This is a genomic window from Methylotenera sp. (genome assembly GCF_013141425.1).
Lineage (GTDB): Bacteria > Pseudomonadota > Gammaproteobacteria > Burkholderiales > Methylophilaceae > Methylotenera.
Genome location: NZ_JABFRA010000096.1, coordinates 40,007 through 51,299, shown reverse-complemented (window position 1 = coordinate 51,299; position 11,293 = coordinate 40,007). Strand labels below are relative to the sequence as shown.

10 protein-coding genes are annotated in these 11,293 nt (G+C 43.8%); 3 read left to right on the top strand and 7 right to left on the bottom strand.

Translation table 11 applies throughout. The features are described from left to right. From HOO90_RS08715 to HOO90_RS08695, 5 genes are all read right to left on the bottom strand, one after another. Nucleotides 1-857, bottom strand: an 857-nt coding sequence (locus HOO90_RS08715; protein ID WP_292842129.1) for a DJ-1/PfpI family protein, incomplete at its 3' end; no start/stop codon positions are given. 1 nt (nt 858) lies between these two features. Continuing rightward, on the bottom strand, nt 859-3,123 hold the full coding sequence (locus tag HOO90_RS08710) for a TonB-dependent siderophore receptor (protein WP_292842127.1): 2,265 nt from the start codon (nt 3,121-3,123) through the stop codon (nt 859-861). A 157-nt stretch (nt 3,124-3,280) separates the two neighbouring features. Continuing rightward, complete coding sequence (locus HOO90_RS08705) at nt 3,281-3,811, bottom strand: DUF2244 domain-containing protein (protein ID WP_292842125.1); 531 nt, start codon at nt 3,809-3,811, stop codon at nt 3,281-3,283. Nucleotides 3,812-4,069: 258 nt separating this feature from the next. Continuing rightward, nucleotides 4,070-5,419: a c-type cytochrome gene (locus HOO90_RS08700; RefSeq protein WP_292842123.1), complete on the bottom strand. Its 1,350-nt coding sequence runs from the start codon at nt 5,417-5,419 to the stop codon at nt 4,070-4,072. Next, the gene (locus HOO90_RS08695) at nt 5,416-6,810 is read right to left on the bottom strand and encodes a cytochrome c (protein ID WP_292842121.1); all 1,395 of its coding nucleotides are present in this window, start codon (nt 6,808-6,810) and stop codon (nt 5,416-5,418) included. The genes HOO90_RS08700 and HOO90_RS08695 overlap by 4 nt, the downstream gene beginning before the upstream one ends. 200 nt (nt 6,811-7,010) lie before the next feature. Between HOO90_RS08695 and HOO90_RS08690 the strand changes: the two genes are divergently transcribed. From HOO90_RS08690 to HOO90_RS08680, 3 genes are read left to right on the top strand one after another with little or no spacing between them, the layout of a single operon-like run. Further along, the gene (locus HOO90_RS08690; protein ID WP_292842120.1) at nt 7,011-8,321 is read left to right on the top strand and encodes an ATP-binding protein; all 1,311 of its coding nucleotides are present in this window, start codon (nt 7,011-7,013) and stop codon (nt 8,319-8,321) included. 10 nt (nt 8,322-8,331) lie between these two features. Next, nucleotides 8,332-8,907 carry a response regulator transcription factor gene (locus HOO90_RS08685; protein WP_292842118.1) on the top strand — a complete coding sequence of 192 codons (576 nt, stop codon included), beginning with the start codon at nt 8,332-8,334 and terminating at the stop codon, nt 8,905-8,907. Between the two features lie 26 nt (nt 8,908-8,933). Further along, nucleotides 8,934-9,899, top strand: a complete 966-nt coding sequence (locus HOO90_RS08680; RefSeq protein WP_292842116.1) for a DUF808 domain-containing protein — start codon at nt 8,934-8,936, stop codon at nt 9,897-9,899. 60 nt (nt 9,900-9,959) lie between these two features. Here HOO90_RS08680 and HOO90_RS08675 read toward each other — a convergent pair whose 3' ends face one another. Together HOO90_RS08675 and HOO90_RS08670 are read right to left on the bottom strand one after the other, a co-directional pair. Then, nucleotides 9,960-10,277 carry a chaperone modulator CbpM gene (locus tag HOO90_RS08675; RefSeq protein ID WP_292842114.1) on the bottom strand — a complete coding sequence of 106 codons (318 nt, stop codon included), beginning with the start codon at nt 10,275-10,277 and terminating at the stop codon, nt 9,960-9,962. A 9-nt stretch (nt 10,278-10,286) separates the two neighbouring features. After that, complete coding sequence (locus tag HOO90_RS08670) at nt 10,287-11,219, bottom strand: DnaJ C-terminal domain-containing protein (protein ID WP_292842112.1); 933 nt, start codon at nt 11,217-11,219, stop codon at nt 10,287-10,289. Nucleotides 11,220-11,293: the final 74 nt, after the last annotated feature.

The following is an 11,293-nucleotide window of genomic DNA, read 5'->3' as shown; positions in this document are numbered from 1 at the left end:
CGTTTTGCTGTTTGCTTTGAAGTTTTAACTAGCTCTGCAAACATATCATTAAGGAATTGTGTGACTACGGGTGGGGCTTTTTCTGGGGAGCCCGCATCGAAGGGTGGTTCTGGGTTATATTCAAGGTAAAGCTGAACAGCTTTTGCGTAATCTTCATTGCGTAACATGGCTACAATTTTTAAACCAAAATCAATGCCAGCAGTCACGCCGCCGCCAGTGATTCTGTTTCTATCAACAACCACTCGACCTTTTGTTGGAATTGCTCCAAGCTCAGCAAGTACATTTAACGTCACCCAATGGGAAGTTGCTTTGTAGCCATTTAACAACCCTGCTGCACCTAAGATGAGCGAGCCTGTGCAGACGCTAGTGATGTATTTTGCAGTTTTTCCTTGCTCTGCTAAGAATGCTAGCACTTCTGGATCTTCCATCATGGTAAGCGTGCCAGGAACGCCACCAGGCACAAACAATACATCTAGGTTTTTAGGACAATCTTTAAATGTGGATGTGGGTGTAACTGGAATGAGCGCTTTGTGCTCAGGCTTTTCATTCGCAATAGGTTCTAGATTTTTCCAAACCAAATGAATATCCCGATTCATCAATGCCTCAAACACCGCCAGCGGCCCGACTAAGTCTTGCAAAAACATGCCAGGGTACACCAGCATGCCAATGACCACCTTGCTGCCACCAGTCAAACTTGCGTAGCGTTGCATTGCATCTAAATGTTGTTGCTCGGCGGAATCGTTTGTCGCTAGATGCGTTTGTTGCTCTGCTTCATCCGCATGACTGACACTAAGTTTTGCAAGCGCAATAGCCGCGCTGGCGCTTGAAGTAAGCTTAATAAATTTTCTGCGGTCCATCTTAATATTTCATTGAGACTGACAGATAGGCTTGTGTGCCGTTATCTGGCGCAATGCGACCACCTAGATAATTATAGAACTGGTAGTAATCTTCATTGGTCAGGTTTTTTACCGTCAAGCCAACATTGTAGCGAGCTGTTTGATAATTAATTGCAGCATCAATCGTGTGGTAGCTATCAGCCTTAAAGGTATTGGCATTGTCTACATAGGCTTCTGATTGCCAATACGCACCTAAGCCTGCACTCAGGCCTGATACACCCAATGATGCAAAATTGTAATTTGCCCAAAGCCGGGCACTATTTTTCGGCACGCCTTGCAACTGGTTGCCGCTGACGACCGTGGTGCTGGCATTCTTGGTAAATTCCGCATCGGTGTAGGCATAGTTGCCAAGGAATTTAAGCGAGGGCGTCGCTTGCCATGTTAAATCGGTTTCAAACCCACGTGAGCGTTGCTCGCCATTGGTTAATGAACGCGTAAGGCTTGCTGGATCTGAAATAGCCACATTGCTTCTATCAATATGATAAATTGCCAATTGACCTGTTAAATTGCCTGTATCAACCTTAATGCCTGCTTCGCGCTGGCGAGTTTCTTCTGGTTTTGGTGTACCGCTAAATAATGCAAAAGGTTGTCCCCGCAAACCTTCACTATAGTTAGCAAATACAGAAATACTATCTGTAACATCAAAAACAGTACCAACTCTTGGTAGCAATTTATTCTTCTCGGTGTTGGCATTAGCTTGTTGATAAACGGATACAAAGTTACCTAGCAGCGCATTGTTAATGGTGGCCGTCATGTCCAGTTCCGGGCCAGTAAAATCAATTTCTACGTGAGCCTGGCGTAAACTGGCCAACAGGTGCAGCCTGTCTGCAATGGTGCTTTGCCATTGCGCGTAGGCACCATAGGTGGTGTTGGTCACAAAGTTGTTGTTCACGCCTGCACCCGGTTTGCTATAAGGTGTAAAACTGGGGTTGGTCAAATCCACTGGCGTTGAGCACGGAAAACTAAAGAGCGCCGCCGTGGCACAATCAGCTGGTGCCGGAAAAACTAATGCACCTGCGGCAAGCACTTTAAGCGTGTCAGCATCAAATGCCGCGTCCAGATCGATAAAGCCTTTGTCTTTGAATTTGCTGTAATCGGCACCAAGCAACACGGTATTTTTAGTGGCTCCCCAATCAAATTTGGCAGTGGCGTTAGCCAATATCGTTTTTTCGGTTTGCTCTTGAAATAACTGCGTGTTGTAGATTGAAAAGCTCGTGGGGCTAATATCAGCACGATCTGGGGAGTTACCACTAAGTGCCTGAGCCTTTTGATCAAACTCTGACTCTGCGTATCTGCCCTTTACATTAAAAGACCAAACATCATTGAGTTTATGGTCCAGCGTTGCCCAAATACCATCAAACTCTGTGGTACTGTCAGGTAAGCCTTTGTCTCCAATGAACAATTTTGACTTGAGTTTAAAATTGCCCGCAACCGTGCCTGTCGCCGGCAAACCTTGATAGTCTTGCTGCCTCCAGCGAGAAACCTTACCCTGCAAGGTCAAAGAAGTTGTTTCGTTATTGGTAAACGTAATGACTGGATTAATGTTGTAGCGTTTTTGCTCAACCACGTCCGTATTGCTATCGGCGCGTGTATATTCACCAGTAATGCGAAACAGCACATTATCATTGATGGGCTGATTAATATCGAAAAACGGCTGTACAAAGCTATCAGTTCCAACTTTAACTCCGAGCTCTCCAAACGCGTTTGCTTGAGGTAACTTTGAGGTAATGTTGACCACACCACCTACTGGCGAGCCAGAACCCCCACTAAATAGAACGGCATTCGACCCTTTTAACACTTCAATTTTTTGCACATTAACTAAACTTTCACGGTCACCTGAATTGTAGTACTGCGTAAAACCGTCGAGAAGTTGTTCAGCTTTGAATCCTCTAATTTTTGTAGCCTCAAATGAGGGGGTTGAGAATGCATCATTTGTTACCACACCACTAACATTTTTAAGTGCTTCACCCACTGTCACATTTTGCTGATCATCCATTAGTTGCCGTGGCAGAACTTGAATAGATTGTGGAATTTCTTTTATTGGAGTATCGGTTTTAGTAGCTGAAGACGAGTTTTTTACCGCATAGCCTGTCTCTTGTGTTGCACGTACTTGAATCGAATCAAGTTGCGTTGCGTTGGCTTCCGTTGCCCCATTCACTGTATCTTCTGCAAGGACTACCTGGCTACTACAAAGCAATAGCGTGCTTAAAGTTAACTTCTTTATCATGACTTTCCCCTTGATCATTATCAACTGGAATTGTATTTGATATAGCCACTTTACGGAATGCGTCAAATTGTCGCAGGGATACAGGTCAATAGTTGTGAATTACTGGCTTGGTTAGGATAAATCAGTGAGGCAAAATAATCTGAGTGATATGGTTAAACTATCTGTTCTTTTGCAGTTGCCGTTTCAGCTCTGTCGCCAAAGTAAAGCGGCCTTCCGTACTTAAATAACGCCCAACCTCAGTCTCACGGCCATGTGAGCGTAGAGCAAGGTACCGGCAATCGCCATGAGATTGGCATTCCATCACCACTTTTGCCCATAAAGGGTTCATTTCAACTTCTTTATTTTGTGCCAGCATTCGGCTTTTTATCTGTAAGGTGCTGTCTTTAATCATGATTTTCTCATAATTCTGCGATTGTTTTAAGGTGTGCTGAAACCCTGCACTTAATCCAAGCAATACCAAAACGGCATAAATTAAAACTGGCCAAGCGCCAATGAATGCGAAACACATCGCTACTACCATCATAACCAGCGCTATGACAGATAAAACATAGAGTGCCGTTTTCTTGGAAATCGAAGCGTGAGGTCTTGTAGTCATTGAAAATTGTTTGCCTAAATCCGTTTTCGCTGCTGCTATCAATGAAGCTTCATACCCCTGCCTAAAATCTTGTTCGTAATCAATATTGTGCATTTGTAAGTTTTGCCTAAATTACATAATGTTAAAATTATAAAGAATTAATACTCCCCAAGTAATATGACAAATTGTCGCGCGTCAATGTGACGCACCGTTGATTTTATTGAAAAAAAACCCAACACCGAGGTGCTGGGCAAAGGGGGAATTCAATAATTTTAATAAAAGTTGATTTATATCAAGAGCAAATTTGCTACGTAATTTAATTTCTAAACACGTACACCCTCACTTGTAAGTAGGTAAGGATATTAAAGCCCTTTACTTTAAGCCGTTAATCCATTCTGCAATCTGCTTAACATCTTCAGCAGGCACTTGCGGCATGGGTGGCATTGGCATGTAACCTGGCCAGTTTTCTGGTTTGGGTGTTTTAACCAATTCCACAATTTGGTCTGCCGTGTAAGCTTTAGCCGCTACGTCTTTGTAGGCTGGGCCAACCACTTTGATGTCTGCATTGTGACAAGCTAAACAACCATGTTTTTCTGCCAAAGATTGACCTGCGTGCACATTGGCTTGTGTTGCCACTGGCGTTGCAGGGGTATTTTTAGCTTCTTCAAACGCTGCGAGTGATTCTCTTTGAAAGCGTTCTGTTTTAGCGTGTGAGGCGTCTAACACAGGTTTAACCAAGCCCATACGCATACCGTGGCGTAAGCTAGCCATTGAAAGAATAGCAACAACCATTACTGCAACCACCGTCCACACACGTTTTGCAGGTAGGTCATCATTGAAAAAGTCTTTCAATAATAGGTATAGCGAAAATAGTGCTAAAGCTACGGTGAGGAGGATGCCCCAGAAATAACCATTTTCAAAAAAAGCTTCAATACCGTAATCAGGAAAGCTAAACAGCACCAATGGGCCTACAAAGAAGTTAAGCACAGTGGGGATAATGAACCATGTTTTACCTGTACGGGTAAGCACCACACCTGCTTCACGGTCTTCTGCATTATCACTTTTGCGTTTGTACATACCATACACCAACATAAACACGCCTGTTACTGCAAAAGTGGCTAAGTAAAAGTGCACCAAGCGGAAGAATGTATCCGCGCGTAGTAGCGCGTCCCAAAAATGAGTGGTGTATGTCCAAGTGCTTGGTGTCATAGCGAGTTGCACGTTAGCCATAAATGCCCATGGAAGGGTGTAGAACAACGCTACTCCAACTGTACCAATAAAAATGTGTAAGGTTTTGCGATGCTCTAGCGTATGCCAAGTATATTTATACAAATACGAGAGCAAGAACGCCACCACGTTACCGTATATGATATGCAACCAATGCGGCGAAATCATAATAGATGACGAGTAAAACAAAGGCGTAAGCAATATACTCACTAGCAAGAGCGGTGCCACCCCCCATAGCGCGCCCATGTTCTCTGAAATGGTTACAGGTGTGGTGAGCAAGTAGGCCACTCGGTCATAGATTGGATTTTTCTCTTTATGCCCTTTACTATTGAAATATACTGAGGCAAGCGACGCCCCCAGCAACACGTTAATAAACAGAATATGCACTACCCAAGCCACAATCAACAGACCGTGGAAAAATGGTTCCATGAACTCCAGCCCCATGGTGGGCAATGGCAACGGAATGTCACCAGGAATGATTCTAAAATCGGTCATTTTTTCACCTCATCTAATTGTTTTTGATAAGCGAGCGCAGGTTTATCGTGCGTTGCCAGTGAAGCTAAATAGGCAGCTAATGCCTTGCGTTCGGCATCAGTGCCTGTAAACGGCGGCATAAACGGCGTAGCGGGTGAGTTTAATGAACCGATACGAATATAGATTGCCTCTTCACTCAAGCCAGCGGTACGCGCTTTCACTGAGTTAATACCATTGGTCGTGTGGCAATAACGGCATTGCATTTGATAGAGATATTTACCTGCCACCAGTTTGTTTTGCTCGTTCACCTCACGGAACTCTGGCGGCACAAACGCAGCGTGTTTTAAGTAGCCCGTTTTGTTGAGGTAAGGTACATCGGCCACACGCACGCCATTGGCATACATGTAGTCGTAGATGATGTACGGCTTACGCACAAATTCGCGCACGCGCTCAAACTCACCAATCAAGCCCATTGAGCCGATTAACATCATCACCGCTAAAAACACAGGTGCGTGTTTTGGTTTGGTATATAAAGAAACCGCGCCAATTAATACCATGCTTGAAAGTGCAACTATTAAATATGTGGCATATTCAGGGTGTGCCGCTAAACGACGTGTAATCGCGCCCATCCAAAATAAGTCTTTGGCGGCTTGTGGAAACTGTGCGTAATACCAAGCGCCAAACAACACAAAAAATGGAATGCAGACCAACAACACCGTGCCGAATAAACGCATGGCTTTTTGGCGTAGTTCCAAATCTTTTTTAGTGAAAAACCAAGTCAGCAACATCGCCATAGCCGCTGCCCAAGCAATTGACCAGAACGTGCGGAAGCCAAGTGAAGGAATCCAAGACGGATTGAACAGCGCTGCCATGTAATCTGGCTCAGCTGGGAAGTATGATTTCAACCAATTACCTGGGGTCATCATAAAGCCTAAAATCGCTGTAATAATCGCCATGGTGAGCCATGAAGCAACCGCATAAGATAGAACCAAATTAAAGACTTTTTTCTTACCTTGTGTGCCAAGCGGATGTTTTTTCCATATCAGGAACAGCCACAGTAAGAGTATCATCTCAGCATTAAAGACAATCCACTCAATAAACCATTTCCAGAAGAATACGCGAAGTAGCGCACCAATCGCAGCAGGGTTGATGATATTAATGTGTATCCAAATACCGATACCCGTCAACGCACCAACGGCAGTAGCTAAAATAAAAAACGTAAATAAAATTTTGTAAGAAAGTGCATCTAGCTTATGGTCGTTATTTTTAATGGCGAGCCACTGGGTGAGTGCCAAAATAATACTGCCGCCCACTGCAGCACCATGCGAGATAAACACATGCAAAATCGCATCAAATGCAAATAGCAAACGATGTCCAATAAACGGCATTTCAAAAATCGGATAGTCAAACATGATATTCCTCCTGACAGCGCTTCATTTTTACTCCCCTTAAAATACAAAAATGGATTTGAACGTAAAACTGGCAGGATATTAAAACTAAAAAAAATGTTGCGGAAGTGACATGATGTCGCGCGGCTACTTGTCGCGCGGCCCCCTGACGCGCGACAATATGTCACATTCTAAAGCGATAAAATCTCTATATAATGCCTATTATGTCTGCCAAAAATCACTCACTATTGCTAGAATCTCTCCACCAACACGCGCTGGAAAATCCCTCACGCCGAAATATGCAGCGCTTGTTTTTACTACGCAATGTGATGATTACCTTCATGCTTGCAGCCACGTTGGCGCTGTTTTATCTGCGCATTCCACTGCCTAAACTACCAATTGCATTTGCAGTTGGCGGCATGTTATTGCTTAACCTCATCACCATGCTGCGCTTAAGGAGGCATAGCAATGTCAGCGATCGGGAGCTGTCATTTCAACTACTGGGAGATTTAATTGCACTTACTGTGCTGTTTTACTTTACGGGCGGCTACAGCAATCCGCTGGTGTGGATGTATTTATTACCGCTTACTGTGGCAGCGGTTGCATTGAGAAGAAAATATGCTTGGCTGCTTAGCGCAACAGCCGTCACGTTTTATTCTATTTTGGTGTTTTATTATGTTCCTCTTTCACACTTACACATGCATTATGTGGCAGGAAAATCGCTTGACATTCACCTGGTAGGTATGTGGCTAGGCTTTGTAGTCAGTGCGGGTATTATTGCGTTTTTTGTCACCCGCATCGGTCAAAGCCTACGTGATTACGACCGCATTGTGGCAACCATCCGAGAAAAATCTTTAGAAAGTGAACGTATGTTAGCACTTGGCACTCTCGCAACCAGTGCCGCACACGAACTAGGTACGCCATTGGCCACCATGGCTGTGATTAGCAAAGAACTATCGAATGACTTTCAAAACCATCCTGAAACATTAAATCAATTGCAAATGTTACGGAATCAAATATCTCGCTGTAAGGAAATTCTATCGTCAATTACGCGTAACGCGGGACAAGCTCGAGCGGACGAGGGGCAAGGCTTGCCACTCTCAGATTTTTTAGAGGATGCCATTCAACGCTGGCGAGATACGCGCCCTGCAACTGAGCTAGTGGTGAATCTTACAAAAAATCCACTTAATCCAATGATTCACATGGATAGAACATTGACTCAGGCCATCCAGAACTTACTTGATAACGCGGCAGACGAATCGCCCGAGCGCGTACTTTTGAACGCCAATTGGAATGAAAAAATGCTGAACATCGCTATCAGAGATTTTGGCAAGGGCTTGAGTGCTGAAATCGAAAAACAACTAGGCAAGCCTTTTTTTACCTCAAAAAATGAGCAAGGCATGGGTTTAGGGCTGTATTTAACTCAAACCACATTGGGACGTTATGAGGGCGAACTCAAATTAGTCAATCACGCGGAAGGCGGCGTGCTCACTACTGTAAAACTACCACTGGCCAAATTGATGGTGAAAAGTTAAAGGAAAATAAATGAATAAAATTATTATGAATTCATCTGACGAAAAACCGACCTTACTTTTGGTAGACGATGATAAAGAATTTTTAAGTGTACTTGCACCAGCGTTGCGTAAGCGCGGTTTTTTAGTGACTACTGCAACGAGTGCTGAAAATGCGTTCGCGCTTGCACAAAAAGATGCCCCTGAATATGCTTTAGTAGATTTGAAAATGGCAGGAAACTCTGGGTTAGTTTTGGTGCGCCAACTCAGCAGCCTTGACGCAGGCACTCGCATTGTAGTGTTGACAGGCTATGCCAGCATTACTACCGCAGTCGAGGCAATCAAACTTGGTGCAACACATTATTTAGCAAAGCCCGTAGATGCTGATGATATTGTTGCAGCCTTTGAAAGAAAGTCAGGGGATGATGCAGTTGAGTTGACGAGTAGCCCACTCACGATTGACCGATTAGAATGGGAACATTTACAGCGCGTGCTGGCCGAGAATGGTGGTAATATCTCGGCTACTGCACGTAGCTTAAACATGCATAGGCGTAGCTTACAAAGAAAATTAAGCAAGCCCCCAAGTAAAAATCAAACTGTAATTGACTAAAAATTAATTAGAAACAATAAAATATTATGGCCGCAGGTAGTTTACTCGCACTTTTAGACGACATCGCAACGATGCTTGATGATGTATCGGTGATGACACAAGTTGCCGCAAAAAAAACCGCTGGGGTACTGGGTGATGATCTGGCATTGAACGCACAACAGGTTTCTGGTGTGGATACCTCACGTGAACTACCTGTGGTTTGGGCTGTTGCAAAAGGTTCATTGCTCAATAAGCTGATTTTAGTGCCCGCCGCCTTAGCGATTAGTTATTTTCTGCCCAGTGCCATTCTCTATTTACTCATGATAGGTGGCGCGTATTTATGTTTTGAGGGTTTTGAAAAAATATTACACAAATTTTTACACAGTGGCAAAGAAGTGAAGCAGCACGAAACAGAAATAGCGCAGGCCATTTCAGACCCAAAAGTTGACTTAGTCGTGCTTGAAAAAGATAAAATTAAAGGGGCTATTCGCACAGACTTTATTTTATCCGCCGAGATTATTGTCATTGCACTTGGCACAGTCGCGGACCAAACCTTTAGTAAACAGGTTGCGGTTGTTTCGATTGTCGCCATCGTCATTACCATTGCCGTGTATGGCTTGGTAGCTGGCATTGTCAAGTTGGATGACCTCGGCCTGCATTTAATGCTAAAAAAAGGCAAAAGCGTCTACAAACAAGTATTGCGTAAAATCGGCAGTTTATTACTTGCCTTTGCACCAAAGCTCATGCGCGGCTTAACAATATTAGGAACGGCGGCGATGTTTTTGGTGGGTGGCAGCATTATCGGGCACGGCATTCCAGCCATACATCACGCCAGCGAGCATCTGGCTGAAACCTTACACCATTTGCCAACTTTTGGCGGATTTTTAGCTGCGATATCCCCCCTAGTGTTGGATGGCGTTATTGGTATATTGGTTGGTGCAGTTTGCGTTGGACTATTTGAAGTGGCAAACAGAATCTTACCTAAAAAGCAGTCTAATCAACCTGCAAACTAAGTAGAATGCACTGACTTTAGACTAAGACTTACTGCTAAATTATTTTGTTTAAATCACACTTTAATCTGAACTATTTTGATTTAATTTTTGCAATTGAAGCTCTAACGTTCGAATACGCTCAAGAAATAACAGTGTTAATGCAAAGGCATTCGGCTCGAGTTCAAAATCCTGTTTAAGCTTACAAAGTGTGCGTATCGAAACGATGCAATGACTATTAAAATGCCAATGATCCTCTGCTGGATTATTCGGTTTAAGCGCACCACTCGCCACCAAGTGTTGTATTTCTTGCAACGACAAGCCTGAAAGCGCGATAAGTTCATCTAACGAAACTTCGTGTTGATTGTCGAGCCACAGTATTTCAGAAAATTCAATATTCATGGCTTGCTCCTATTCAAAATGTGCGCGTGGATTAAATATTGAAGCTTCGGATAATGCTTTAAACAATTCACGCTCTTTATCACTTGGTTTTGCGGGCACCACAATTTGTGCAATAGCAAAAAGATCGCCGTTCTCTTGATTATGTTTTGGCAAGCCGCGTTTGCCAATTCGAAGTTTCTGCCCGCTCGCGATTCCAGCAGGCACTTTGAGATTAACAGCCCCTTCTAAGGTTGGCACTTCAACCGTCGCACCTAAAGCAGCCTCTGTCACTGTTAACGGCAAGTCAATAAAAATATCATGGTCAACCACACGGAATAATCGGTGTGGAATAAAACTGATATTCAAATAAAGATTTCCGTTTGCGCCTCCGTTCGCGCCTTTTCCACCTTTGCCTCGAAGCAACATTTTTTGGCCATCAGTCACGCCCTTGGGAATACGTGCCTTAAAGGTGTGTGGCACACGCTTCAATTGGCCTTGTGCATCATATTCAGGCACCGTAAAACTTAAATCAACGGTCGTTCCGTGATAGGCATCTTCAAGCGTAATCTGTATCGCTAATTCATAGTCTTGCCCAGGAATCGGCATTTTATGGCCTTGATGTTGGCCACCTTGCCGCGCTTTAGTAAAACTTGTGAATAAATCGGCTAAATCTACATCGTCGAACGAATATCCCTGACCACCTTGACTACCAGACCAGTTGGGAGGTGGTTTGAACTCTTGACCAGATGGATAGCGACCTAATTCATCGTAAGCCGCACGCTTCTCCAAGTCTTTCAAGGTGGCGTAAGCTTCTCCAATCTCCTTAAATTTCTCTTCACCTGCGGGGTCTTTTGAAACATCGGGGTGATATTGATGGGCAAGCTTTCGGTAAGCTTTTTTGATTTCATCTTGGCTTGCCGTTTTGGCAACACCTAAAATTTCGTAGTAGTCTTTATATTTCATCGTGCGTGCAAATCCAATCGTGGAAGCATACTTAAAACTGAAGACAAATTACTTATACTAAAATAGAAAAACCA